The following is a 23,394-nucleotide window of genomic DNA, read 5'->3' as shown; positions in this document are numbered from 1 at the left end:
CTGCATGGCCGGTGCCTCGCAGGCGCAGTCCGGCCATGCAGGTCGGGCGCCATCCCAGCCGTTCGGCCGGCAGTCCAGGCGGCAGCGCTGGCCCTGCTTGCGGACGGGGACGCCCGCGCAGCGGAGTTTTTGCCTACCATAAGCGTCCCCTTCGCGCCTTCGTTGCGGCAATGAGCCAGCGTCACCCCTGCGCCGTCGTTCCGGATCGATGCACGCGCCCCGAATCCCGCATGCCGCTGGCCCGCGCAGGGCGCGGAGCGCCGCTGCGGTGAGTGCCGCGGCGATCGCACAGGCGCCTGCGCCACGGCGTTGGCGCATGCGGCGGGCGTGGCTGCGCGGCGTGCCTGCGCTGTCGTTGCTGCTGTGGTGGCTGGCCGGTGCGGCGTCGGCCGGCGACGCCGGTCCGCCGCCGCTGCGCGACTATGCGGTGGACGCGTGGACCTCGCGCGACGGCCTGCCGCACAACTCGCTGCGCGACCTGGCGCAGACCCCCGACGGCCAGCTGTGGTTCGCCACCTGGGAGGGGCTGGTCCGCTACAACGGCCTGGACTTCGCGGTGATCGACCGCGGCACGCGCCCGGGGCTGCCCGACAACGGCGTGGGCGCGCTGTACGCCGACCGCGACGGCGCGCTGTGGCTGAGCGATTCGCGCGGCAACCTGGGCCGCTACGGCCGCGATGGCCGCTGGCGCTTCTGGGTGCAGCCGCCGGGCTGGCCGCGCGCGCTGATCCACGCCATGGCGCAGGACCGCCACGGCCGCATGTGGCTGCTGTTCGAAGGCAACGGGCTGGGCTGCCTGTGGCCAGACGGCCGCTTCGACTACCAGCCGCCGCCGCCGGGCGTGCCGCTGGCGGCCAGCTTCCCGCACCTGGCCATCGATGCGCGCGACCGGGTGTGGATCGGCAGCCTGGACGGGTTGCTGCTTCGCGACGAACGCGGACAGCTGCGCCGCGCCCCGGCCGCGTTCGGGCTGCCGCCGGGACTGGCGTGGCCGTACCGCGCCGCCGACGGCACGCTGTGGCTGGTGGCCGGCGAGGACATCTACCGTCTGCAGGGCGAGCGCGCGGTGCGGGTCGCGCGCATTCCCGGCCAGGGCCACTTCACCGCGATGCTGCGCGACCGCAACGGCGAACTGTGGCTGGGCACCGAGAACCAGGGCCTGTTGCGCATCGGCCGCCATGGCGTGGAGCACCTGCCGGCCGGCGACCTGCTGCCGAACGGGCGCGTGGTCAGCCTGCTGGAGGACGCCGAAGGCAGCCTGTGGATCGGCGCCAACGGCGGCCTGTTCCGGCTGCGCGAGACCCTGTTCACCAGCTACACCCGCCGCGACGGGCTCAGCGGCGACTACCTGCGCGCGGTGCTGGAAGCGCCCGACGGCGCGCTGTGGATCGGCAGCGCGGCCGGCCTGGACCGGATGGATGGCGACGGCCGCATCGCGCCGGTCGCGCTGCGCACGCCGGGCGGCAAGGCGCCATCGGTGCTGAGCCTGGCGCGCGGCGCCGACGGCGACCTGTGGGTCGGCACCTACGCCGACGGCGTGTACCGGTTGCGCGACGGCCGCGTGCGCCGCCACTACGGGCAGGCCGACGGCCTGCCCAGCGGGCACGTGCGCACCATCGCCGTCGATGCCGCCGGCACGGTATGGATCGGCACCCAACGCGGCCTGGTGCGCATCGACGGCGAGCAGGCGAGCAGTCCGCGCGTGCCCGGGCTGCCGCAGGGCTTGATCACCGCGCTGGCCAGCATCGACGGCGCGCTGTGGATCGGTTCGGTCGAAGGCGCCGCGGCGCTGCGCGGCGAGCGCGTGGAGCGGCTGGCGCTGGAGCCGCTCGGTGGCGCGCGCACCGTGTTCGGTTTCCAGGGCATGGACGGCGACGTGTGGATCTCCACCGACCGCGGCCTGCACCGCTATCGCGACGGCCGCCTGGCGCGGGTCGGGCTGGAGCAGGGGATGCCGGTGGACGCGCTGTTCCAGCTGGTGCGCGACCGCCAGGGCGACGTATGGATCACCAGCAACCGCGGCGTGCTGCGGACCACGCCGGCGGCGCTGAACGCGGCCGCCGATGGACGCGGCGGCAGATTGCAGGTGGCGCGCTACAATGAGATCGACGGCATGGCCAACTCGCAGGCCAACGGCAGTTCCGGGCCGTCGGCGATCCTGCGCGGCGACGGCAGCGTGTGGCTGGTGACCGCCGGCGGCCTCAGCAGCGTCGATCCGCGGCGCCTGCAGCGGTTTCGCGAGCACCTGCCGCCGCCGGCGGTGATCGAGAACGTGCGCCTGGACGGACACGCGTTCCCGTGGCGGCAGCAGTCGCGGCTGCCGGGCGGCCAGCGCATCGCGGTGTCGTACGTCGGCCTGAGCTACCTGCTGCCCGAGCGCATCCGCTACCGCACCCGGCTGGACGGGCTGGACAGCGGCTGGGTGGAGCGCGGGCAGCAGCGCAGCGTCGAGTTCATCGGCCTGCCGCCCGGCGACTACACGCTGCGGGTGGCCGCCGCGCACGCCGACGGGCGCTGGAGCGACCACGAAGCGCGCTGGCGCTTTTCCGTCGCGCCGCTGTGGTGGCAGCGGCGCAGCGTGCAGGCCGGCGCGGCGCTGGCGCTGCTGGTCGCGCTGGTGGCGCTGTACCGCTACCTGATCGCGCGCTACAAGCGCCGCAACCTGCGCCTGGAGCGGCTGGTCGAGCAGCGGACCGGCGACCTGCGGCTGCAGACCGAACGCCTGCTGGCCGCCGACACCGAGAAGAGCCGGTTGCTGGACGAACTGCAGCGCCAGGCCGACGCGTTCGAGCGCCAGGCGCACGAGGACGCGCTGACCGCGTTGCCCAACCGCCGCCACTTCGACGACGCGCTGGCGCGCGGCATCGCCCGCGCGCAGCGCAGCGGCCTGCCGCTGTGCCTGCTGGTGCTGGACATCGACCGGTTCAAGCAGATCAACGACGGCCATTCGCACGCGGTCGGCGATGCGGTGCTGCGCGAGGTCGGGCGCCTGCTGGCCGAGGCGTGCCGCGCCGAGGATGTGCCGGCGCGCATGGGCGGCGAGGAATTCGCGGTGCTGCTCGCCGATACCCCGCTGGCCGAGGCCGAGCGCGTGGCGCAGCGCATGCGCGCGCGCTTCCACGCGCGCGCGCAGTGGGCCGACGCGCCGACGCTGCGGGTCACCTTCAGCGGCGGGCTGGTGGCCTTGGCCGAGGGCGAAACCGCGGACCAGCTGCTGCAGCGCGCGGACGTGGCCTTGTACCGGGCCAAGAGCGAAGGACGCGACCGGGTTTGCGTGGGGTGAGGGCGGGGTGGACGTTGCGGTCCGCACCGCAACTGGCCGTTTCCTTCGTATGCGGCGCCCGTCTACGGCGGCCGGCGTCTTCCGACGCTGCGACAGGCACCGTGCCTATGCTCCCTCGCACCGTGCAGGACGACGCTGGGATGGCCGCGTCCTACGCCGGCTCGTGCCAACGTCCGTGCAGAGCATCGTGCCGCATTGGCCGCGACGTGCTCGCCGATGCCCAACGCCATCCTTCAGTCGCGTGCATGCCGGAGGGAACTGCCGGCCATCATTTCATTGGCTGGCGAATGATCGTCTTCCACTTCGACGGATCGGCACGGCGGATGTCGCTGAGATAGATTTCGTGGTGCTTGCCTGCCAGGCCGGATCTGGCGTTGATGAACGCGTGCACTTTCTGGATCGTGGGACCCTCTTCGCTGAACGGGCCGACATGAAGCACCTGCGCGCACGGACCTTCCGCGAAGTCCTCGATCCTGAGTTTGCCCGCCGCCGGTAGCGCCTTCTTCCTCTCCACGTCGGCGATGGCGGCGCGAAGAACTTCCGGCGCCACGAAACCCGGCTGCATGATCATCATGGTCCATTTCCACTTCGCCCTGTCGTTGGCGGCGAAAGTGGACAGGTCGTCCGCCCACCACAGGCCTTCCAGCGGCATGACCGCGTAGTCCACCGCGAGGGGGCCCTTCTTGGTCATGAACTTCGCGGTGTACGCCACGGAGAACAACGCTTCCACCGCCTGGGCATACGCCGGCGACGTGTCGGGATCGCCTTCGCCGTCGATCATCAGGAACCGCAGGGTCGGCACGTCGATCCGGACCACCGCCTTGGCCGACGGCTTGTAGAGATGCTTCAGATCCTGCTTGAGGTCAATCTTCTGCACGGACACTCCGATGATGCCCACTGCTTGATCCAATCGCGCGACGCGGCGCGCGCGACGCTCAGCCGATCTGCGGCGCCGGCCAGGCGTTGGCGATCTTGCAGAACAGGCGCGCGGTCTGTTCGGTGTCGTATACGGCGCTGTGCGCGTCGGCGGCGTTCCAGTCGAAGCCGGCGGCCTGCACCGCGCGCGCCAGCACGGTCTGGCCGTAGGCGATGCCGGCCAGGGTCACGGTGTCGAACACGCTGAAGGGATGGAACGGGTTGCGCTTGTGGCCGCAACGCGCCACCGTGGCGTTGAGGAAGTTCAGGTCGAAGTGCGCGTTGTGGCCGACCAGGATCGCGCGCTGGCACCCGTACTTCTTCACCGCCGCGCGCACCGGCGCGAACACGTGGTCCAGCGCCTCGCGCTCGGGCTTGGCGAAGCGGAACGGGTGGTCGAGGATGATGCCGGTGATCTCCAGCGACTTCGGGTCGATGTCGGTGCCCGCCGCGGGGATCACGTGCGCGCTGGCGGTGGCGCCGGGATACAGCAGGCCGTTTTCGTCCATCTCGATCGGCACCACCGCGATCTCGAGCAGCGCATGGCGGTTCCAGTCGAAGCCGCCGGTCTCCACGTCCACCACCACCGGAAGATAGCTGCGGAAGCGCCGCGACATGGGCGTGACGGCGAGGGGCTGCGGCGAGGTGTCGACATGATCGTTCATCCGGCAAGGGTAGCAGAGCGCGGCTAAACTCCGCCCTCGCAGCGCGGGTGCGCCTGGCGGGGCCGTCGCGGTCGTCGGGTTCGGCTGGCGCTGCGCGTACCGGATCGAGGGCGGCAAACCGCGGTGGCTCGCGGCAGCGCCCTATGCGCGGCGCGTGCCCAGGATGCTGTCCTGCTGGCGCAGGCGCTGCAGCAGCGCCGCGCCTTCGTGCAGCAGCTCCGGCGCCGCGGCGCCGGCTTCGGCCGCCAGGTGCAGCAGCAGCTCGCGGCCGCTGCGCCTGCCCGTGCCCAAGGCGTCGATCAGCCGGTAGGCCAGCGGCGCCAGTTCGGCAAAGCGCACCTGGCCGTCGCCGTCGCGGCGCGCCAGCAGCAAGGTCGCCGCGGCCGGCGGTTCGGCCGGCTGCCAGGTGGGGCCGATGCGCTGTACCGGCCAGCGGTAGGCCAGCAGGCGCAGCCACGGCGACAACTGCGGCACGCCGTCCAGCAGGTCGCCGTGCGGGTCGTGCGGCGGCAGCGGCGCATCGTCGATCTGTAGCGACAGTTCCACCGTCTCGTAGTGCGCCAGCTCCGCCAGCCATGGCGCCTGGCGCGGATCCTGGCGCTGGCTCAGGAACTGCACGAACTCCTCGCCGATGCGCGGGAACAGCGGCGTGCGCGCGCGGTGCTCGGCGCAGAACGCGCGCACCAGCGCCGGCCAGGCGTCGCCGGGCAGGCAGGCGCGCAGCACCGGGAAGTTGCCGGACAGCAGTCGTTCGAGGTTGTCGAACAGCAGCGTGCGGTACACCGCCAGGCGCCGCGGTTCGATGCCGTCGGGCGCGGGGTGGCGCAGCGGATCGCGCAGGTGCCGGGTCAGCGCGAACTGCTGCGCGCGCAGCGACTCATTCATCGGCAAGCGCCTGCGCCTGCGCGGTGCGGATGCGCTGCACCTCGGCCAGCAGCTCGGGCAGCGGCGGGAAGTGCGCGTCGCGCTCGAGCAGGGTCGGGCGCACGCCATGCAGGCGGTAGGCCTGGGCCAGCAGGGACCACACCGGCGCCGCCACCGCGCTGCCGTGGCTGTCGATCTTCAGCGCGCTGGCCGCGTCGTCGTAGTGGCCGGCGACATGGTAGGAGGCGACGCGCGCGGACGGCATCGCGGCCAGGAACGCCTGCGCGTCGTAGCCGTGGTTGAAGGCGTTGACGTGGACGTTGTTGATGTCCAGCAACAGCTCGCAGTCGGCTTCGGCGAGCACGGCGTTGACGAATTCGGCCTCGCTCAGCAGCTGGCCCGGTGCGGCGTAGTAGGACACGTTCTCCACCGCGATGCGCCGTCCCAGCGCATCCTGCGCCTGGCGGATGCGCGCGGCGACATGGCGCACCGCCTCGTCGCTGAACGGCAGCGGCAACAGTTCGTAGAGCTGGCCGTCGTCGGCGCTGTAGCTCAGGTGTTCGCTGTACAGCGCCACCCGGTGGCGGTCCAGGAACTGCCGGGTCTGCCGCAGCAGCGCGACGTCCAGCGGCGCGACCCCGCCCAGCGACAGCGACAGGCCGTGGCAGCTGAGCGGGTGGCGCTCGGCGAGCGCGGCCAGCGTCGCGCCGAGCCGGCCGCCGACACCGATCCAGTTGTCCGGCGCGCATTCGAGGAAGTCGAACGCCTGCGCCGGCGCGTCGAGCAGCGGTTGCAGCAGCGCGCGACGCAGGCCCAGGCCGGCCGCGGCAGGCGCCGGCGCGCACGCAGGGGCGGGGCCGTCAGCCGCCGCCACCGCACTTGCCTTCGCCGCACTTGCCTTCGGCCATGTCCTTGGCGTCCATCTTCTTCGCCGGCTCGCGCGGCGCGCCGGCCGCGCTGGCGTCGGTCTTCGCCTTGGTTTTCAGCGCCGCCTTCGGCGCGGCGCGGCGATCGAGCGCGGTATCGGCCCGCTGCGCGGCCGCGGTGCCGGTGCCCTGGCCGGCGTGGTCGGCCTCGCGCGCAGGATCGGCGTCGGCGTGCGCGCGGTCGGCCGGCGGCGCGGCCTGCGCCCCCAGCGCATAGCCTTGCGCCAGTTCGTTCATCGCCAAGGCCGGCGAGGCCACGCTCAGGCCGCCGATCAGGACGGCGCCGGCGAGGGCGGTGGAAGATCGCAGCGGGGTGGACATGGGCGTCTCCAGGATGGGAGGAATCGTGCGGCAGGTGCGGCGGTTGCCACGGCAGCCTACCCGCTGGCGGCGGGCACCGCATGTGCCTGCGCTGCGGTCGGTTCGGCCGGCCGGCGGTACGGCACGAACGGCCGCTGGCAGGCACCGGAGCGGCGCCGTTCGCGGCGGCGCAGGCCGCCGTTTAGCCGAAGACGTCGTGGATCCCAGCCAAGGCCGGGCCGGGACTCGAGTCCTGGAGGGTCTTTCCGAAGCTTCTCGCGCATCGACGCAGTGCGTCTTGCGGCCGGCTGCGGCCAAAGAAAAGGCCCCGCCGGGGCGGGGCCTTCTGGACGCCGTTGCGCCGGCGCGGTCAGCGGCTGCCGGCGATCACGCTGGCAATGATGCCGGTGGCGACGGCGATCAGCACGTACTGGTCATCGACGCGGCGCCATTCGTGGCCGCGCGGCGGCGGCTTCAGGCCATGCTTTCGGTAGTCGGAAACGCGATCGCCGCGATGGCCCAGGGCCAGGCGCTCGCCACGCTTGTGCGACGGATGGTGCTTGGCCTGCCCGCGGTTGTCGTGGCGGTCGTCGTCGCGGCGGTCGCCTTCGCGATGGTCGTCGTGGCCCTTGGCGACGCCCTTGCGGTCGTCGCGATGCTCCTGGCGATCGTCCTGATCGCGGCGCCCGTCCTGGCCCGCCGCGAAGGCGGCGCCGGAGGTGAGCAGCGACAGCGCGAGGACCGAACCGATGATGCGCTTCATGGTGATTCCTGGTGTCGGTGGAGCAGGGGCTCCACTTGCGTCTTGCACCCTAGGCGCCGACCACTGAATCGCTCGTAACAATCAGCCGCTGGTCACGTTGGACCATGGCGTTCGTATGCCCGGCGTCCAGCAAGATGAACGCCGCCACCGTTAGACGCTGGACGTGCTGCTGGTGTCGTCGCGCTTGTCGCGCGGCGGCAGCGGCTGATCGCCGTGCACCAGGAACCAGACGTTCTCGGCGATGTTGGTGGCGTGGTCGCCGATCCGCTCCAGGTTCTTGGCCATGAACAGCAGGTGCGTGCACGGGGTGATGTTGCGCGGATCTTCCATCATGTAGGTCAGCAGTTCGCGGAACAGCGCGGTGTACTGCGCGTCCAGCGAAGCGTCGTCCTGGCGTACCCGCAGCGCGGCATCGGCGTCGTTGTCGCGGTAGGCGATCAGCACTTCGCGCACCTGCTGCGCGGCGAGCTGGCCGAGCGCGCGCAGGCCCAGGGTGTGCGGCATCGGCGGCGAGGCGTTGAGCGCGATCGAGCGCTTGGCCACGTTGGCGGCGTAGTCGCCGATGCGCTCGATGTCGGCGGGGATGCGCAGGCCGGCGAGGATCTCGCGCAGGTCGCGCGCCATCGGACCGCGCAGCGCCAGGCGCATCACGTCGTTGGCGATCGAATGCTCGAGTGCGTCGATCGCCTCGTCGTTGACCACGATGCGCAGCGCGGCGTTGTCGTCGCGGCGGTCGACCACGTCCAGCGCCGCTTCCAGCTGCGCCACCGCGGTCTCGCCCATGCGCACGATCTCGGCGGAGATGCGGTGTTGTTCTTCGTCGTAGCTCTTGACGATGTGCTCGTTCGGCAGGGTAGTCATGTCGTAGTCCGGTGAATTCGTGGGTGTCGCCGCGGCCTTCCGTGGCGTTGCAGGGCCGGTTTCGTGCCGTTGGCGTGCGGCCGCCGCCGAGGAGGCGGTGGCCGCGCGCGCGGTCAGCCGAAGCGGCCGGTGATGTAGTCTTCGGTCTGCTGCTTGCTGGGCTGCGAGAAGATGACGTCGGTGCGGTCGTGTTCGATCAGGTCGCCCAGGTACATGAAGCCCGTGTAGTCGGAGACGCGCGCGGCCTGCTGCATGTTGTGGGTGACGATGACGATGGTGTAGGAGTTCTTCAGCTCTTCGACCAGCTGCTCGATGCGGCTGGTGGAGATCGGGTCCAGCGCCGAGGTCGGCTCGTCGAGCAGCAGCACGTCCGGGCGCAGCGCCACCGCGCGGGCGATGCACAGGCGCTGCTGCTGGCCGCCGGACAGGCCGAGCGCGCTCTGCCCGAGCTTGTCCTTGACCTCGTCCCACAGCGCGCCCTGGCGCAGCGCGTGCTCGACGCGGTCGCTCATGTCCGCCTTGGACAGCTTCTCGTGGTGGCGGATCCCGTAGGCGACGTTCTCGAAGATCGTCATCGGGAACGGCACCGGCTTCTGGAACACCATGCCGACCTTGCTGCGCAGCCGGTTCATCGGGTACTTCGGCGACAGGATGTTCTCGCCGTCCAGCAGCACTTCGCCGCGCGCTTCCAGCTTCGGGTACAGCGCGTAGATGCGGTTGAAGATGCGCAGCAGCGTCGACTTGCCGCAGCCGGACGGGCCGATCAGCGCGGTGACGCGCTTCTCCGGCACCTCCAGGTTGATGCCCTTGAGCGCGTGGTACTTGTCGTAATAGAAATCCAGGCCGCGCGCGGCCACCTTGACCGGCGACGGCGCCAGGGCGGTGTGGGCGTTCGGCACGGCGATGCGGTGCATCGGCGTGGCGTTGTGCAGATCGTTCATGGCCGGGTCCGTAGGAGTGTCAATCGTTGGAAATCTTGTTGCGCAACAGCAGGCCGCGCGCGCTCAGGCTGACGATCAGCACGAAGGCGGTGAGCACCAGGGCGCCGGCCCAGGCCAGCGTCTTCCACGAATCGTAGGGGCTGCCGGCGAACTGGTTCATCACCACCGGCACGCTGGCCATCGGCTGCATCACGTTGTTGTTCCAGTACTGGTTGCCGAACGCGGTGAACAGCAGCGGCGCGGTCTCGCCGCTGATCCGCGCCAGCGCCAGCAGCACGCCGGTGACGATGCCGGCCGAGGCGCTGCGGTACAGCACCTGCACCGTCACCTTCCACTGCGGCACGCCCAGCGACAGCGCCGCCTCGCGCATCTGCGCCGGCACCAGCCGCAGCATCTCGTCGGTGGTGCGCACCACCACCGGCAGCACGATGAACGCCAGCGACAGCGCGCCGGCCATCGCCGAGAAGCGCCCGCCGGTCTGCATCACGTACAGGGTGTAGACGAACAGGCCGAGCACGATCGACGGCGCCGACAGCAGGATGTCGTTGACGAAGCGCACCACCAGGCCGGCCTTGCGCGCGTTGCCGTATTCGGCCAGCCAGGTGCCGGCGGCCACGCCCAGCGGCGTGCCGAAGGCGATCGCCAGCCCGCACATCACCGCGCTGCCGAAGAAGGCGTTGAGCAGGCCGCCGTCCTGCATCGGCGGCGGGGTCATCTTGGTGAACAGGTCGATGTCGATGCCGGGCAGGCCCTTGGCCAGCAGCGTCCACAGGATCCAGCCGAGGAAGAACAGGCCGAACAGTGCGGTGGCGCACGACAGGGTCAACGCGATCACGTTGACCACGCGGCGGCGGTTGTACAGGCGGTCGGCGACGGTGCTGGCCATCAGGTGCCCTCCCGGCGCGAAAGTTGCTGCAGCATCAGGCGGGCGATCGCCAGCACGATGAAGGTGACGATGAACAGCACGAAGCCCAGCAGCAGCAGCGCCGAACGGTAGGTCTCGGTGGCTTCGCCGAAGTCGTTGGCGATCAGCGCGGCGATGGTGGTGCCGGGCTCGAGCAGCGACGGCGACAGCCGCACCGTGTTGCCGACCACGAACGCCACCGCCATGGTTTCGCCGAGCGCGCGGCCCAGGCCCAGGAAGATGCCGCCGATCACCGCCGAGCGGGTGTAGGGCAGCACGATGTCCCAGCTCACTTCCCAGCGCGTGGAGCCCAGCGCGTAGGCCGACTCCTTCAGTCGCGTCGGCACGGTCAGGAACACCTCGCGCATCACCGAGGAAATGAACGGGATCACCATGATCGCCAGCACGAAGCCGGCGGTGAGCAGGCCGATGCCCAGCGGCGGGCCCTGGAACATCGGGCCGATCACCGGCAGCGTGCCGACGTGGTCGTTGAGCCACGGCGTGCCGTACTCGGTCATCACCGGCACCAGCACGAACAGGCCCCACATGCCGTAGATGATCGACGGGATGCCGGCCAGCAGTTCGATGGCGGTGCCGACCGGGCCGCGCAGCCAGCGCGGCGCCACCTCGGTGAGGAAGAAGGCGATGCCGAAGCTCACCGGCACCGCGATCAGCATCGCGATCAGCGCGGTGACCAGGGTGCCGTAGATCGGCGCCAGCGCGCCGTACTTGTTCTCGACCGGGTTCCACTCGCTGGAATAGAAGAAGCTCAGGCCTTCCATCTGCAGCGCGTGGCGGCCGCCCCACAGCATCGACAGCGCCGCGCTGGCCAGCGCGACGAGCACGAAGATCACGGTGGCGGTGAGGGTCCAGCGGAAGAATCGGTCGGCGCGCGCGTCGCGCAGATCGCGTCCTGTGGGAGCCGATATCACTTCGGGAATGAGGGTGGCGTTCATGGGCTCGGTGTCGCCGAATCCCGCGCAGGCGGGGATCGGTCGTGGCCGCGGCGGGGGTGGCCGGTCGCGGCGAGTGGCTGGCGTAGTTCCCGCGCAGGCGGGAACCCGAAAGTTCGGAGTACGTCGTACCGGTGCAACGTCGGCTGCCGGATGGCGGCAGCCCGGGCGCCGGTCCGCATCCGTTGCGAAACCGGCCCCGCGCAGGCGCGCTCGCCGCTGTCGGCGAGCGCGCGTGGCATTACTTGAATTCCTTGGCCCAGTAGGCCTCGATCTGCTGCACCAGCTCCGGCGGCAGCGGCACGTAGTGCAGTTCGCTGGCCTGCGGCTGGCCCTTCTCGAAGGCCCACTTGAAGAACTCCAGCGTGGCCTTGCTGCGCGCCGCGTCCTTGGGCTGCTTGTGCATCAGCATGAAGTTGGTCGCGGTGATCGGCCACGCCTGCGCGCCCGGCGCATTGGTGATGACCAGGTTGAAGTCCTTGGCGTTGGCCCAGTCGGCCGACGCGGCAGCCGCGGCGAAGCTGTCGGCGTTGGGCTGCACCCAGTTGCCGGCGGCGTTCTGCAGCGACGCGTACGGCATGTTGTTCTGCAGCGCGTAGGCCAGTTCGACGTAGCCGATCGACCCCTTGATCTGCTGCACGTACGAGGCCACGCCTTCGTTGCCCTTGCCGCCGACGCCGCCGGGCCACTGCACCGAGGTGCCTTCGCCGACCTTGCTCTTCCACTCCGGGCTGAGCTTGGACAGGTAGTTGGTGAAGTTGAAGCTGGTGCCGGAGCCGTCGGAACGGTGCACCAGGTTGATCTTGGTGTCGGGCAGGGCGGTGCCGGCATTGAGCGCGGCGATCGCCGGGTCGTTCCACTTGGTGATCTTGCCCAGGAAGATGTCGGCCAGCACCGCGCCGGTCAGCTTCAGCTTGCCCGACTCCATGCCTTCCAGGTTGACCACCGGCACCACGCCGCCGATCGCCGACGGGAACTGGCCCAGGCCGGCGGCGGCCAGCTCGGCGCTGTCCAGCGGCTTGTCGGAGGAGCCGAAGTCGACCGTGCCGGCCTTGATCTGGGCGATGCCGCCGCCGGAACCGATCGACTGGTAGTTGATCTTGTTGCCGGTGGCGGCGTTGTAGTCGGCCGACCACTTGGACACCAGCGGATAGATGAAGGACGCACCGGCGCCGGAGATCTCGGCGATGGCCTTGTCGCCGGCGGCCGGAGCGGCGGCGGGCGCGCTGCTGCCCGCGTCGGCGGAGGACTGCGGCTTGTCGCCGTTGCCCGGCTGGCAGGCGGCGACGGCGACAGCGAGGGCAAGGGACAGTACGGCAAAGCGCGCCGGCTGCAGTTTCATGGAGTCACTCCGTGGGCGAAGATGGCCGGATGTCCGGCGGATGCGGGCTATGAAATGATGTTTTTGTTACAGCCTCATGACGCGGCTGCCGGTACGTGAAATTGGTCAAGGAAAACAGCCGGTTGCGCGTCAGCCTGGCCCGGCCGTTCACGCCGGCAGGAGGGCCGGGCGGGGGGCGGGGCGAACGTCTCGCGCAGCGCGGCCGGCTCGTTCGCCCGTCGCGGCGGGTCCCGAGGCGTCCTTCGCGGGACGCTTCGGACGCGCTCATCCGCCTGCGCGCAGCCTCTCCCGGTGGAAGAAGGAACAAAAAAAACGCGGGCCCCGTGAGAGGCCCGCGTCCCGTGTCGACCGGCTGGGGGAGAGAGACCCGCCGATCAATACTTCAGGTTGCTGCTCCAGTACGTATCGATCTGCTTGACCAACGCGTCCGGCAGCGGCACGTAGTCCAGCTGCTTGGCCTGGGCGTCGCCGCTGGCGTAGACCCACTTGAAGAACTCCTTGGTGGCCTTGGCGCTGGCCGGGTTCTTCGGCTGCTTGTGGACCAGGATGAAGTTGGTCGCGGTGATCGGCCACGAGGCGTCGCCCGGGGCGTTGGTCATCACCAAGTAGAAGTCCTTGGCGCTGGCCCAGTCGGCGCTGGCGGCCGCGGCGGCGAAGCTCTCGTCGCTGGGCTGCACGAACTTGCCCGAGGCGTTCTTCATCGAGGTGTAGGACATCTTGTTCTGCAGCGCGTAGGACAGTTCGACGTAGCCGATGCCGCCCTTGATCTGCTTGACGTAGGCGGCCACGCCCTCGTTGCCCTTGCCGCCGATGCCGACCGGCCACTGCACCGCGGTGCCTTCGCCGACCTTGCTCTTCCAGTCCGGGTTGACCTTGGACAGGTAGTTGGTGAAGTTGAAGCTGGTGCCCGAACCGTCGGAGCGGTGCACCACGGTGATCTTGCCGTCGGGCAGCTTCAGGCCCGGGTTCAGCGCGGCGATCGCCGGGTCGTTCCAGGTCTTGACCTTGCCCAGGAAGATGTCGCCCAGGGTCTTGCCGTCCAGCTTCAGCGCGCCCGGCGCGATGCCCTGCACATTGACCACCGGCACCACGCCGCCGATCACCGACGGGAACTGCGCCAGGCCGGCCGCGGCCAGCTCTTCGGGCTTCAGCGGCGCATCGGACGAACCGAAGTCGACCGTGGCCGCCTTGATCTGGGCGATGCCGCCGCCCGAACCGATCGACTGGTAGTTGACCTTCTTGCCGGTGGCGGCGTTGTAGTCGGCCGACCACTTCGACATCACCGGGTAGATGAACGAGGCGCCCGCGCCGGTGACGTCGGCGGCGTTGGCGGAGAACACGAACGACGCGGCGACGGCGGCAGCCAAGACGCGGGACTTGAGCGAGAAGATCACGAGGAAACTCCTGAAAGGATGGGCGGGTGGCCGCAGACGGCCATTACATAACCGTTCGATGACGGCGCCGCGGCCGGTCCATGACCGGCGCATGACGCCGCTGCGGTATTGCGTTCGGGGAGGAGCGCGGCGTCGCCGCCGCGCTCGGAAGGCCGCAGGCAGCGGCCGCGGATTACCAGTAGAACTGCGCGCGCGCTTCGAGGATGTTCGGCTTGTCCGACACGTTGCCACGGACCGCGCTGCTGTACTTCTCGCTGTCGACCATCACGTAGTTCAGCGCGAACTTGAAGTTGGAGCGCCAGTACCAGTTGGCGCCGACCGTCCAGGTGTCCATCTTGCCGCCGAGCACGCCGTCGACCAGCGGGGCGCCGGTGGCGCGCGGCACCAGGTTGCCGTCGTTGAGGTCGATGCTGTCGTAGCGCACGCCCAGCTGCCACATGCCGCTGGCCGGTTCGTTCGGCAGCGGGGTGGTCGGCACGCCGCCCCTGTAGCCCCAGGTCTCGCCGGTGATGTTCCACACGCCGCTGACGTACCAGCCGTCGTTGCTGTAGTTGTCGCTGGCGCCGTTGCGCTCGACCTTGGCGTTGTAGTACTCGCCCTGCGCCTTGAACGGGCCGGTGACCCACATCGCTTCGCCGCCGATCACGCCGATGCGGTCGGTATTGGTCAGGCTGCCGCTGTCCACCAGGCGCACCGTCGCCAGGTCCGCGTTCGGACGCGCGCGCAGGCGCAGCGTGTCGGCGTCGGTGTCGTAGTTCACGTAGCTCAGGCCGAAATGCAGGATGTTGCCGGACTCGTTGATCGGCGCGAAGGTGCCGCGCGCGCCGTAGCCGCTGCCGTGGGCCAGGTTGCGGGTCAGCTCGCGGCCGAACGCGCTGGCGGTCACGCTCCAGTTGTTGTCGCCCACGCCGTAGGCGGCGCCCAGGCGGCGCGCCACCGCATAGGTGTTGGTGACCGAGGACTTGGAGATGAAGTCGTTGTTCTTGGTGCTGGACAGCTCTTCCAGGCTGTTGGGCTGCTTGTACTGGCCCAGCTGGACGAAGTGGTTGCTGTTGCCGCCGAACTTGTACTTGATGTTGGTGTCGAGGAACTTGCCGCTGCTGCGCACGGTGGTGCCCTGGATGGACACGTCCTTCAGCGTGCTGGCGTCGTAGCCGGCGACCCACTCGATGTTGCCCGGGCCCTTGCCCTTGAGCACCAGCTCGGCGCGGCGCAGGCCGAACTCCGAATCCTTGCCGTTGGCGCCGATCGCGCCGTTGAGATCCTGGATGTCGTTGTCGTACCAGTTGCCGTCGACCTGGAACAGGCCCTCGAAGGAGATTTCCGAGCCGCCGATCACGTCGATGGCGATTTCCGCTTGCGCGGCCGGCGCGAACACGGCGGTGAGCACGGCTGCCGAGAGGAGGGTGCGAGACAGTTTCATGGGTTGCCTGGGCGGTGGGAAGATGCGCGCAGGCTAATATGTGAAGATTGCGTAAATGTGACACTGCAACATTACCGACGCACGGCAATGCCGGTCGAGATCGCACGCGACGATTGAACGCCGGCGATGTTGCGCGCAGATGGCGCGCAGATGGCAGGCGCGAAAACGAAGCGTGCGTCGCGCGTTTTCTGCGGAACGCGATCACACAGTGGCGCATCGTCTCGCGGTTGCGCCAGCGTATCGGCCGATTTGTGCGCTGCACCACTTCCGCATGCGCGCGGCCTTGGCTAGCGTGGACGCATGAGGATGCAGGCCACCTGTTGGATGCTGATGCTGTCGCTCGCCGTGCTGCTGGCCGCGGCGCTGCCGACGCTATGGGGGATCGCGGCGCCGGATGTGGCAGCGATGCCGTCGATGCCAGCGTCGTGCGCCGACGCCGGGCAGATGCCGCAGGCGCAGGCCGCCGCCGGCGCGGATGCGCACGCCGATCCGGCAATGCCCGGACACGTGGCCGACCCGGGCGACCAGAACGTCTACGACGACACGCCGATGCTGCCGCCGTTGCTGCGGCGCTTCGCGCGTGCGCTGCCGATGCGGCCCGAGCCGGCCACGCGACGCAGCCATGGCGGCGACCTGCCGTCGTGGTTGCGGCCTCCTTGTCGCCGGCGCCCGGTCGCGACCGCCTGATCCGCCGCGCCCTCGCGCCGGCATCCACCCGTCCCTATCGCTTCCTTGAGTTCTGCGGCGCACTGCCGCGGCGACGCTCTCCCCATCCCCCTGTTCCGAGGTGCCCCATGGAAAGTCTGTTGAACGGTTTTCGCCACTTCCGCAAGGAGGTCTATCCGCGCCAGCGCGGCCTGTTCCGGCAACTGGCCGCCGGCCAGACCCCGCATACCCTGTTCGTCACCTGCGCCGATTCGCGGGTGATGCCGGAGTTGATGTTCTCCACCCAGCCGGGCGAACTGTTCGTCTACCGCAACGTCGGCAACGTCGTGCCGCCGTATTCGCAGCACGTCAGCGGCGTGGTCGCGGCGATCGAGTACGCGGTGGCGGTGCTGGAGGTCAAGCACATCGTGGTCTGCGGCCACAGCGACTGCGGGGCGATGAAGGCGGTGCTCAGGCCCGAGTCGCTGGAGGGCGTGCCCACGGTGGCGGCATGGCTCAAGCACACCGACAGCGCGCGCCACGTCGCCGCGCAGCACGGCCACGAGCCGCACAGCGACGCCGCGTTGGCCTGCCTGACCGAGGAGAACGTGGTGTCGCAGCTCGACCACCTGCGCACGCAGCCGGTGGTGGCGGCGCGCCTGGCCAGCGGCACGCTGCGCATCCACGGCTGGATCTACGACATCGCGCACGGCGAGATCCGCGCGTTCGACGCCGAGCACGGCCGTTTCGTGCCGCTGCTGCCCGACAGCGGCCGCACCCCCGAAGCCACCCCGCGGCCGCGCCTGGCGCAGGCGGTGGGCGGCGTCGCCGCATGAAGGAGGCCGGCACGATGCGATCGACACGCGAAGGATATCTGCGCGGCGGCCTGTTCGGCCGCGACCTGCTGGCATCGGTGGTGGTGTTCCTGGTGGCGCTGCCGCTGTGCATGGGCATCGCCATCGCCTCGGGCATGCCGCCGGCGGCGGGATTGATCACCGGCATCGTCGGCGGGCTGGTGGTCGGCGTACTGGCCGGATCGCCGCTGCAGGTCAGCGGCCCGGCCGCGGGCCTGGCGGTGCTGGTGTTCGAGCTGGTGCGCCAGCACGGCGTCGCCGCGCTGGGGCCGGTGGTGCTGCTCGCCGGCGCGATCCAGCTGCTCGCCGGATTGTGCCGGGCCGGGGTGTGGTTCCGCATGACCTCGCCGGCGGTGGTCGCCGGCATGCTCTCGGGCATCGGCATCCTGATCGTCGCCTCGCAGTCGCACGTGCTGATGGACGCGGCGCCGAAGGCGCGCGGCCTGGAGAACTTCGCCGCGTTGCCGGCGGTGCTGTGGCGCGCGCTGGACGAGGGCGTGGGCCGCACCGCGCTGTCGGTCGGGCTGGGCACGATCGCGATCATCCTCGCCTGGGACAGGCTGCGTCCGGCGCGGCTGCGCTTCCTGCCCGGCGCGTTGCTGGCGGTGGTGGCGATGACCGCGCTGGTGCAGATGCAGGGCCTGGACGTGGCCAAGGTCGAGGTGCCGGCGAACCTGTTCTCGGCCATCGCCGTTCCCGACGTGGCGCAACTGCTCGGCGTGTTCGACGCGACCTTGCTGCTGTCCGCGTTCACCTTCGCCTTCATCGCCAGCGCCGAGACCCTGTTGTCGGCGGCGGCGGTGGACCGCATGCACGACGGCCCGCGCACCCGCTACGACCGCGAGCTGGCGGCGCAGGGCGTGGGCAACATGCTGTGCGGCTTTCTGGGCGCGCTGCCGATGACCGGGGTGATCGTGCGCAGCGCGGCCAACGTGCAGGCCGGCGCCGCCAGCCGCATGTCCACGATCCTGCATGGCGGCTGGCTGCTGGTGTTCGCGCTGCTGCTGCCGTGGCTGCTGCGGATGACGCCGGTGGCGTGCCTGGCCGGCATCCTGGTCTATACCGGAGCGAAGATGGTCAAGCTGGGGCAGGTGCGCGAGCTGGCGGCATACGGCCGCGGCACTGCGGCTATCTACCTGGCGACCACGTTCGCGATCGTCGCCACCGACCTGCTGACCGGAGTGCTGACCGGCTTTGCGCTGTCGCTGCTGCGCCTGGCGTTGCAGCAGTCGCGGCTGAAGGTGGGCGTGCACGCGCACGAGGACGAGCGCGCCGGCGCCGGTGCCGGCGGCGGCAGGCTGCGCCTGTCGCTGGAAGGCTCGGCGACGTTCCTGCGCGTGCCGACGATGGCGCGCACGCTGGAGCAGCTGCCACCGAACACCGAACTGCATCTGGACGTGGCGCGGCTGCACCACGTCGACCACGCCTGCCTGGAGCTGTTGCGCGACTGGAGCCGCAACGCGGCCGCGCGCGGCTGCCAACTGGTGGTGGACTGGAAGGAACTGGACCGCCGCGTGGAGGGGCAGCGCGCAGCATAGGGCGCCGGGGCGATCGGCAGCTCCAGATTCCATCCGAAGGCCACTGCAGGAGCGGCTTCAGCCGCGACGCGCGGAGCGCGGGTGCCCGGCGTCGCCAGCGTCGAGGCTCAAGCCCCTCCTGCAGTGCGTCCGGCCAGCCATCTGGAGGTTCGCTGCTCCCGGTAGGAGCGGCTTCAGTCGCGACACGCAAGCGATGGCCGGTTCGGTCGTCTGCCGGCACAAGGCCACGGATCCTGGTGCTGTGCATCCAGTGCACCGAGCGGGCGCCCCATTCATGGGGCTGCCGCTCGCGGTGGCCCCGCCCATTCGCCGTGGCGGCTTCCCCTCAGCCGGGCGTCTTGTCCTTGAACCGGCACAGGTCGCGGATCACGCATTGCGGGCAGTCCGGCCGGCGCGCCTTGCAGACATAGCGCCCGTGCAGGATCAGCCAGTGGTGCGCGTCCTGCTTGAACGCGTCCGGCACCACCTTCATCAACCGGTCCTCGACCGCGCGCACGTCCTTGCCCGGCGCCAGGCCGGTGCGGTTGGCGACGCGGAAGATGTGCGTGTCCACGGCGATGGTCGGCTCGCCGAAGGCGGTATTGAGCACCACGTTCGCGGTCTTGCGGCCGACGCCGGGCAGCGCCTCCAGCGCGGCGCGCTCGCGCGGCACCTGTCCGGCGTATTGCTCGACCAGGATGCGGCAGGTGGCGATGACGTTCTTGGCCTTGGCGTTGAACAGGCCGATGGTGGAGATGTAGGGCTTGAGGCCGTCCTCGCCCAGCGCCAGGATCGCCGCCGGCGTGTTGGCCACCGGATACAGCCGGCGCGTGGCCTTGTTGACGCCCACGTCGGTGGCCTGCGCCGACAGGATCACCGCGATCAGCAGTTCGAACGGCGTGCGGTACTCCAGTTCGGTGGTCGGCGCGGGATTGAGCTCGGCCAGCCGCGAGAACAGTTCGTGGATCTCCGGCTTGCTCAGCGTGCGGCTGCGCCGCGTCGCGGCGGCGAGCTCGCTCATCGCGTGCCCCGTTCGGCGGCCCTGGCCTTGGCCCGCGCCAGGATCGCGGCGGCGGCGGGGGGCAGCGCGGCGGCCGCGCTCGGCGTGGCCGGCGGCGGCGCGCGGCGCGCTTCGCGTTCGGCGCCGCGCCGCGCCAGCCGTGCGCTGCGCGCGCGATAGCGCTCGCGCGCGTCCCAGGCCTCGCGCAGGCGCCGTTGCGCGGCGAGCAACTGCGCGCTCAGCTGCGGATGCAGCGGATCGAGCGCGTCGTCGCCGGCGGCCGGGCGGTAGTCCATCAGGCCGGCGTCGATCGCCGCGTCCAGGTCGTCGTCCAGCACCCAGCGCAGCAGTCGCAGCGGATGGGGCAGGGGCGCAGCGGAGGGGTCAGGTGTGCGTGGCATCGGGCTCGGCACCGCTCAGCAGTTGCGGAACACCGGCTTGCGCCGTTCCAGGAAGGCGCGGGTGCCTTCGCGCATGTCCTCGCTGGCGAACAGCAGCCCGAACTGGGTGGTCTCGTAGTCCAGTCCCTGGTCGATCGCGCATTCGCCGCCGACCTGGATCGCGTCGAGGATGCCGCGCACCGCCAGCGGCGCCGACGCGGCGAGCTGTCCGGCGATCTGCAGCGTCGTCGCGCGCAGCTCGGCGGCCGGCACCACGCGGTTGACCACGCCCAGCTGCAGCGCGCGCGCCGCGTCGATCGGCGCGCCGAGCAGGCACAGTTCCAGCGCGGCGGCGCGGCCGGCCAGCCGCGCCAGGCGCTGGGTGCCGCCGAAGCCGGGAATCAGCCCCAGGTTGACCTCCGGCTGGCCGAGCCTGGCGCCATCGGCGGCCACCCGCAGGTGGCAGGCCATCGCCAGTTCCAGCCCGCCGCCGAGCGCGAAACCGTTGACCATCGCCAGCACCGGCTTGGGCATGCGCTCGATGCGGCGCATCAGGCGCTGGCCCAGTTGCGAGAAATCGCGGCCCTGAACCGGTGTCAGTTCGTTCATTTCGGCGATGTCGGCACCGGCGACGAAGGCCTTGTCGCCGGCCCCGGTCAGCACCACCACGCGCACCGCCGGGTCCGCCTCGGCCTCGGCGAAGGCCGCGTCCAGCGCGATTAATGTCTGCCGATTCAAGGCGTTGAGCTTGTCGGGCCGGTTCACGGTGACGATGCGCAGCGCATCTTGGTGGGCGATGAGGACCGGTTCGCCGGACATGGCGGCTCCTGCATGTAAAAAAACGGTAAAGGGAACTCCGTAGACGTAGACCTGTCAGATCTGCGTCGTCGGTGGCGGTTATGCGCCGCGGCGGCTATCCTAACGCGTCATCTCAGGCGGCACAGGCCGCCCTGTGCCACCACCCTGGAGAATTGTTTGATGAAGTTGCGTTCTATTGCGGTCGCCGCGGCGGCCCTAGCCCTGAGCGGCAATGCGTTCGCCCAGGACACCACGTCCGAGAAGGGCAAGCTGAGCTATTACTTCGGTTACGACTACGGCAACAACCTTGCCGAACTGTCCGGCCGCGGCGAGCAGCTGGATATCAATTCGGTGGTGAAGGGCCTGCAGGATGCCTACGCCAAGAAGCAGCCGGCGATCAGCGCCGACCAGCTCAAGCCGGCCGTGGAGGCGTTCCAGAAGCGCGAGCAGGGCCGTGCCCAGCAGGCCAAGGCGGCGTACGAAAAGGCCGCTGCGGAAAACAAGACCAAGAGCGACCAGTTCATCGCGCAGAACAAGGCCAAGGCCGGCGTGCAGACGCTGCCCAGCGGCGTGCAGTACCGCGTGATCGAGGCGGGCAAGGGCGCCAAGCCGACCCAGGCCAGCACCGTGCAGCTGGAAGTGGCCGGGCCGTACCCGTACGGCGAGCGTCCGGCGCAGGCGCGTCCGGCGCAGCAGATCCCGTCGATCAAGGTCAGCGAAGTCGAGATGCAGGCCATGCGCGACACGCTGCTGCAGATGCCGGCCGGTTCCAAGTGGGAAGTGACGCTGCCGGCGGACAAGGCCTACGGCGCCGACCCGCGCACGCCGTTCCCGCCGAACGTGGCGGTGCAGTTCGAGATCAAGCTGGTCAGCGTCAAGTAATCGCGACTGTCCCTGCGTTGCACGATGCGCCGGCGGCAACGCCGGCGCATTTTTTTGTAGACGATGAAAGTGTGGCCGCGGCCGAATCGCGCTACGCTGGCCGGGTGTCAACTCCGATGGATTCCGCTTCCCGTGTTGCTACGCCCTGTATCGGCATCTGCTCGCTGGACGCGCAGGGCTACTGTGCGGGCTGCCTGCGCACCGGCGACGAGATCGCGCGCTGGCGAGCCATGAGCGAGGACGAACGCCAGCGCTACATGGACGAGGTGCTGCCGGCGCGCGGCTGGTCGCCGCCCGCGCCGCCGCCGGTGCTGGCCGAACGTGAACGCCTGCTGCGCGCGCTGCATCCGCTGCACGCGCCGCCGACCGGCCCGGGCTGGAACCATCACGAACTGCGCGACCTGCTGCCCGATCCGCCGGCCGAGGCCGCGGTGCTCGCCGGGCTGGTGCCGCGTGCCGATGGCACCCGGGTGCTGCTGACCCGGCGCACCGACCGCCTGCGCCACCATGGCGGCCAGGTCAGTTTTCCCGGCGGCCGGATCGAGCCCGACGACGCCGACGCGGTGGCCGCGGCGCTGCGCGAGAGCCACGAGGAAATCGCGCTGCCGGCCGCGCAGGCCGAACCGCTGGGCTACCTGGATCCGTTCATGACCATCAGCGGTTTCAGGGTGATGCCGGTGGTGGCGGTGATCGATCCGGCGTTCGTGGCGCAGCCGCATCCGGACGAGGTCGCCGAGGTGTTCGAGGTGCCGCTGGCCTACCTGATGGCGCCGCAGAACCTGCGCAGCCTGGAAGTGGACTACCGCGGCCTGCAGCGCGAAGTGCTCGAATACGACTGGCCGGAGCAGCGGATCTGGGGCGCGACCGCGGCGATCCTGCTCAACCTGCGCCGACGACTGGAGCAAACCGCATGAGCGAGGCGATACCCGATTGGCAGGGCCTGGTCGATGCGCCGACGCTGGCCGCGGCGCTCGGCCGGCCTGGGCTGCGGCTGGTGGATGCGCGTTTCGCGCTGGCCGACGCCGAGGCCGGGCGCCGCGTGTACGCGCAGTCGCACCTGCCCGGCGCGGTCTACGCCGATCTCAACCGCGACCTGTCGGACCTGGGCCGGCCCGGCCTGGGCCGGCACCCGTTGCCCGATGCCGACGCGTTCGCGCGCACGCTGGGCGGCTGGGGCATCGATCCGCAGACCCAGGTGGTGGTCTACGACGCCGGCGACGGCAGCATGGCCGCCGCGCGGCTGTGGTGGATGCTTGGCCTGCTCGGGCACCGGCGCGTGGCCGTGCTCGATGGCGGGCTGGCGGCGTGGCGCGCGCACGGGTTGCCGGAAAGCGCGCAGGCCGTCGCGCCGGTGGCGCTGCCGGCGTATCCGGGGCGTTTCGACGCCGCGCGCATCGCCGAGGCCGACGAAGTGGCCGCGCGCCTGCACGAAGCGCCCGGTTGGCTGCTCGACGCGCGCGCCGGCGAGCGCTTCCGCGGCGAGGTGGAACCGATCGACCCGGTCGCCGGGCACGTGCCCGGCGCGGTGAACCGGCCGCTGGGCGAGAACCTGCGCGACGGGCGCCTGCGTCCGGCGCAGGAACTGCGCGCCGAGCTGGAGCCGCTGCTGCGCGGGCGCGATCCGCGCGAGGTGGTGCTGATGTGCGGCTCCGGCGTCACCGCCTGCCATCTGCTGCTGGCGATGGAACATGCGGGATTGCCCGGCGCGCGCGTGTACGCAGGGTCTTGGAGCGGCTGGATCGCCGATCCGGCGCGTCCGCGGGCGAGCGGCTGAGGCCAGGGCG

Annotated in this window: 23 protein-coding genes; 7 read left to right on the top strand and 16 right to left on the bottom strand. The window is 70.6% G+C overall.

Annotated elements, in window-relative coordinates:
• Nucleotides 1-316: 316 nt before the first annotated feature.
• Nucleotides 317-3,283, top strand: coding sequence for a ligand-binding sensor domain-containing diguanylate cyclase (locus tag JR065_RS01340; protein ID WP_206231514.1), 2,967 nt, complete (start codon nt 317-319; stop codon nt 3,281-3,283).
• Nucleotides 3,284-3,551: 268 nt separating this feature from the next.
• Here the strand turns inward: JR065_RS01340 and JR065_RS01335 are convergent, their stop codons facing one another.
• The 13 genes from JR065_RS01335 to JR065_RS01275 form a co-directional block, all read right to left on the bottom strand.
• On the bottom strand, nt 3,552-4,160 hold the full coding sequence (locus tag JR065_RS01335; RefSeq protein WP_206231513.1) for a GyrI-like domain-containing protein: 609 nt from the start codon (nt 4,158-4,160) through the stop codon (nt 3,552-3,554).
• A gap of 58 nt (nt 4,161-4,218) precedes the next feature.
• Nucleotides 4,219-4,863 (bottom strand): ribonuclease T, encoded by a 645-nt coding sequence (gene rnt / locus JR065_RS01330; RefSeq protein ID WP_206231512.1) that lies wholly within the window; start codon nt 4,861-4,863, stop codon nt 4,219-4,221.
• A gap of 141 nt (nt 4,864-5,004) precedes the next feature.
• On the bottom strand, nt 5,005-5,748 hold the full coding sequence (locus tag JR065_RS01325; protein WP_206231511.1) for an HvfC family RiPP maturation protein: 744 nt from the start codon (nt 5,746-5,748) through the stop codon (nt 5,005-5,007).
• Complete coding sequence (locus JR065_RS01320; RefSeq protein ID WP_206231510.1) at nt 5,741-6,601, bottom strand: HvfB family MNIO-type RiPP peptide maturase; 861 nt, start codon at nt 6,599-6,601, stop codon at nt 5,741-5,743. Before JR065_RS01320 ends, JR065_RS01325 begins: the two co-directional genes overlap by 8 nt.
• Nucleotides 6,588-6,974: an HvfA family oxazolone/thioamide-modified RiPP metallophore gene (locus JR065_RS01315; protein ID WP_206231509.1), complete on the bottom strand. Its 387-nt coding sequence runs from the start codon at nt 6,972-6,974 to the stop codon at nt 6,588-6,590. The genes JR065_RS01320 and JR065_RS01315 overlap by 14 nt, the downstream gene beginning before the upstream one ends.
• A 349-nt stretch (nt 6,975-7,323) precedes the next feature.
• Nucleotides 7,324-7,716 (bottom strand): RcnB family protein, encoded by a 393-nt coding sequence (locus JR065_RS01310; RefSeq protein ID WP_206231508.1) that lies wholly within the window; start codon nt 7,714-7,716, stop codon nt 7,324-7,326.
• Between the two features lie 150 nt (nt 7,717-7,866).
• Complete coding sequence (phoU, locus tag JR065_RS01305; protein ID WP_206231507.1) at nt 7,867-8,577, bottom strand: phosphate signaling complex protein PhoU; 711 nt, start codon at nt 8,575-8,577, stop codon at nt 7,867-7,869.
• 113 nt (nt 8,578-8,690) lie between these two features.
• Nucleotides 8,691-9,518 carry a phosphate ABC transporter ATP-binding protein PstB gene (pstB, locus tag JR065_RS01300; protein WP_206231506.1) on the bottom strand — a complete coding sequence of 276 codons (828 nt, stop codon included), beginning with the start codon at nt 9,516-9,518 and terminating at the stop codon, nt 8,691-8,693.
• Between the two features lie 19 nt (nt 9,519-9,537).
• Nucleotides 9,538-10,404 (bottom strand): phosphate ABC transporter permease PstA, encoded by an 867-nt coding sequence (gene pstA, locus JR065_RS01295; RefSeq protein WP_429001824.1) that lies wholly within the window; start codon nt 10,402-10,404, stop codon nt 9,538-9,540.
• On the bottom strand, nt 10,404-11,378 hold the full coding sequence (pstC, locus tag JR065_RS01290) for a phosphate ABC transporter permease subunit PstC (protein WP_206231505.1): 975 nt from the start codon (nt 11,376-11,378) through the stop codon (nt 10,404-10,406). Before pstC ends, pstA begins: the two co-directional genes overlap by 1 nt.
• 238 nt (nt 11,379-11,616) lie before the next feature.
• A complete protein-coding gene (gene pstS, locus JR065_RS01285) occupies nt 11,617-12,717 on the bottom strand; it encodes a phosphate ABC transporter substrate-binding protein PstS (RefSeq protein WP_206231504.1) in 1,101 nt (366 codons plus the stop codon).
• Between the two features lie 374 nt (nt 12,718-13,091).
• Nucleotides 13,092-14,111 carry a phosphate ABC transporter substrate-binding protein PstS gene (gene pstS / locus JR065_RS01280; RefSeq protein ID WP_206231503.1) on the bottom strand — a complete coding sequence of 340 codons (1,020 nt, stop codon included), beginning with the start codon at nt 14,109-14,111 and terminating at the stop codon, nt 13,092-13,094.
• Between the two features lie 172 nt (nt 14,112-14,283).
• Nucleotides 14,284-15,534: an OprO/OprP family phosphate-selective porin gene (locus JR065_RS01275; RefSeq protein WP_206231502.1), complete on the bottom strand. Its 1,251-nt coding sequence runs from the start codon at nt 15,532-15,534 to the stop codon at nt 14,284-14,286.
• 306 nt (nt 15,535-15,840) lie between these two features.
• Between JR065_RS01275 and JR065_RS01270 the strand changes: the two genes are divergently transcribed.
• The 3 genes from JR065_RS01270 (at nt 15,841) to JR065_RS01260 (ending at nt 18,571) form a co-directional block, all read left to right on the top strand.
• Nucleotides 15,841-16,221, top strand: coding sequence for a hypothetical protein (locus JR065_RS01270; RefSeq protein WP_206231501.1), 381 nt, complete (start codon nt 15,841-15,843; stop codon nt 16,219-16,221).
• Between the two features lie 107 nt (nt 16,222-16,328).
• On the top strand, nt 16,329-17,015 hold the full coding sequence (locus JR065_RS01265; RefSeq protein ID WP_206231500.1) for a carbonic anhydrase: 687 nt from the start codon (nt 16,329-16,331) through the stop codon (nt 17,013-17,015).
• 14 nt (nt 17,016-17,029) lie between these two features.
• The gene (locus JR065_RS01260) at nt 17,030-18,571 is read left to right on the top strand and encodes a SulP family inorganic anion transporter (protein ID WP_206231499.1); all 1,542 of its coding nucleotides are present in this window, start codon (nt 17,030-17,032) and stop codon (nt 18,569-18,571) included.
• Between the two features lie 325 nt (nt 18,572-18,896).
• Here JR065_RS01260 and nth read toward each other — a convergent pair whose 3' ends face one another.
• The 3 genes from nth to JR065_RS01245 are packed head-to-tail and all read right to left on the bottom strand — an operon-like array spanning nt 18,897 to nt 20,749.
• The gene (gene nth, locus JR065_RS01255) at nt 18,897-19,571 is read right to left on the bottom strand and encodes an endonuclease III (RefSeq protein WP_206231498.1); all 675 of its coding nucleotides are present in this window, start codon (nt 19,569-19,571) and stop codon (nt 18,897-18,899) included.
• Complete coding sequence (locus JR065_RS01250; protein ID WP_206231497.1) at nt 19,568-19,951, bottom strand: hypothetical protein; 384 nt, start codon at nt 19,949-19,951, stop codon at nt 19,568-19,570. The genes nth and JR065_RS01250 overlap by 4 nt, the downstream gene beginning before the upstream one ends.
• Nucleotides 19,952-19,966: 15 nt before the next feature.
• Complete coding sequence (locus tag JR065_RS01245; protein WP_206231496.1) at nt 19,967-20,749, bottom strand: enoyl-CoA hydratase-related protein; 783 nt, start codon at nt 20,747-20,749, stop codon at nt 19,967-19,969.
• A 159-nt stretch (nt 20,750-20,908) separates the two neighbouring features.
• Here JR065_RS01245 and JR065_RS01240 point away from each other — a divergent pair, with 159 nt between their 5' ends.
• From JR065_RS01240 to JR065_RS01230, 3 genes are all read left to right on the top strand, one after another.
• Complete coding sequence (locus tag JR065_RS01240) at nt 20,909-21,610, top strand: FKBP-type peptidyl-prolyl cis-trans isomerase N-terminal domain-containing protein (protein WP_206231495.1); 702 nt, start codon at nt 20,909-20,911, stop codon at nt 21,608-21,610.
• A gap of 116 nt (nt 21,611-21,726) precedes the next feature.
• Nucleotides 21,727-22,524 carry a CoA pyrophosphatase gene (locus tag JR065_RS01235; RefSeq protein WP_206231494.1) on the top strand — a complete coding sequence of 266 codons (798 nt, stop codon included), beginning with the start codon at nt 21,727-21,729 and terminating at the stop codon, nt 22,522-22,524.
• A complete protein-coding gene (locus tag JR065_RS01230) occupies nt 22,521-23,384 on the top strand; it encodes a sulfurtransferase (protein WP_206231493.1) in 864 nt (287 codons plus the stop codon). Before JR065_RS01235 ends, JR065_RS01230 begins: the two co-directional genes overlap by 4 nt.
• Nucleotides 23,385-23,394: the final 10 nt, after the last annotated feature.

The sequence above is a fragment of the Xanthomonas sp. genome, assembly GCF_017163755.1.
In the GTDB taxonomy this organism is placed as follows: domain Bacteria; phylum Pseudomonadota; class Gammaproteobacteria; order Xanthomonadales; family Xanthomonadaceae; genus Xanthomonas_A.
This window is presented reverse-complemented; position numbering and strand designations above follow the sequence as displayed.

Bases quoted from the DNA above. Each gene is read 5' to 3' on its own strand.
- JR065_RS01245 (WP_206231496.1), bottom strand. From the start codon at position 20,749: ATGTCCGGCGAACCGGTCCTCATCGCCCACCAAGATGCGCTGCGCATC.
- pstA (WP_429001824.1), bottom strand. From the start codon at position 10,404: ATGGCCAGCACCGTCGCCGACCGCCTGTACAACCGCCGCCGCGTGGTC.
- JR065_RS01250 (WP_206231497.1), bottom strand. From the start codon at position 19,951: ATGCCACGCACACCTGACCCCTCCGCTGCGCCCCTGCCCCATCCGCTG.
- JR065_RS01275 (WP_206231502.1), bottom strand. From the start codon at position 15,534: ATGAAACTGTCTCGCACCCTCCTCTCGGCAGCCGTGCTCACCGCCGTG.
- JR065_RS01265 (WP_206231500.1), top strand. From the start codon at position 16,329: ATGGAAAGTCTGTTGAACGGTTTTCGCCACTTCCGCAAGGAGGTCTAT.
- pstC (WP_206231505.1), bottom strand. From the start codon at position 11,378: ATGAACGCCACCCTCATTCCCGAAGTGATATCGGCTCCCACAGGACGC.
- JR065_RS01340 (WP_206231514.1), top strand. From the start codon at position 317: ATGCGGCGGGCGTGGCTGCGCGGCGTGCCTGCGCTGTCGTTGCTGCTG.
- JR065_RS01235 (WP_206231494.1), top strand. From the start codon at position 21,727: ATGGATTCCGCTTCCCGTGTTGCTACGCCCTGTATCGGCATCTGCTCG.
- JR065_RS01315 (WP_206231509.1), bottom strand. From the start codon at position 6,974: ATGTCCACCCCGCTGCGATCTTCCACCGCCCTCGCCGGCGCCGTCCTG.
- nth (WP_206231498.1), bottom strand. From the start codon at position 19,571: ATGAGCGAGCTCGCCGCCGCGACGCGGCGCAGCCGCACGCTGAGCAAG.
- pstS (WP_206231504.1), bottom strand. From the start codon at position 12,717: ATGAAACTGCAGCCGGCGCGCTTTGCCGTACTGTCCCTTGCCCTCGCT.
- phoU (WP_206231507.1), bottom strand. From the start codon at position 8,577: ATGACTACCCTGCCGAACGAGCACATCGTCAAGAGCTACGACGAAGAA.
- rnt (WP_206231512.1), bottom strand. From the start codon at position 4,863: ATGAACGATCATGTCGACACCTCGCCGCAGCCCCTCGCCGTCACGCCC.
- JR065_RS01310 (WP_206231508.1), bottom strand. From the start codon at position 7,716: ATGAAGCGCATCATCGGTTCGGTCCTCGCGCTGTCGCTGCTCACCTCC.
- JR065_RS01325 (WP_206231511.1), bottom strand. From the start codon at position 5,748: ATGAATGAGTCGCTGCGCGCGCAGCAGTTCGCGCTGACCCGGCACCTG.
- pstB (WP_206231506.1), bottom strand. From the start codon at position 9,518: ATGAACGATCTGCACAACGCCACGCCGATGCACCGCATCGCCGTGCCG.
- JR065_RS01230 (WP_206231493.1), top strand. From the start codon at position 22,521: ATGAGCGAGGCGATACCCGATTGGCAGGGCCTGGTCGATGCGCCGACG.
- JR065_RS01240 (WP_206231495.1), top strand. From the start codon at position 20,909: ATGAAGTTGCGTTCTATTGCGGTCGCCGCGGCGGCCCTAGCCCTGAGC.
- JR065_RS01260 (WP_206231499.1), top strand. From the start codon at position 17,030: ATGCGATCGACACGCGAAGGATATCTGCGCGGCGGCCTGTTCGGCCGC.
- JR065_RS01270 (WP_206231501.1), top strand. From the start codon at position 15,841: ATGCAGGCCACCTGTTGGATGCTGATGCTGTCGCTCGCCGTGCTGCTG.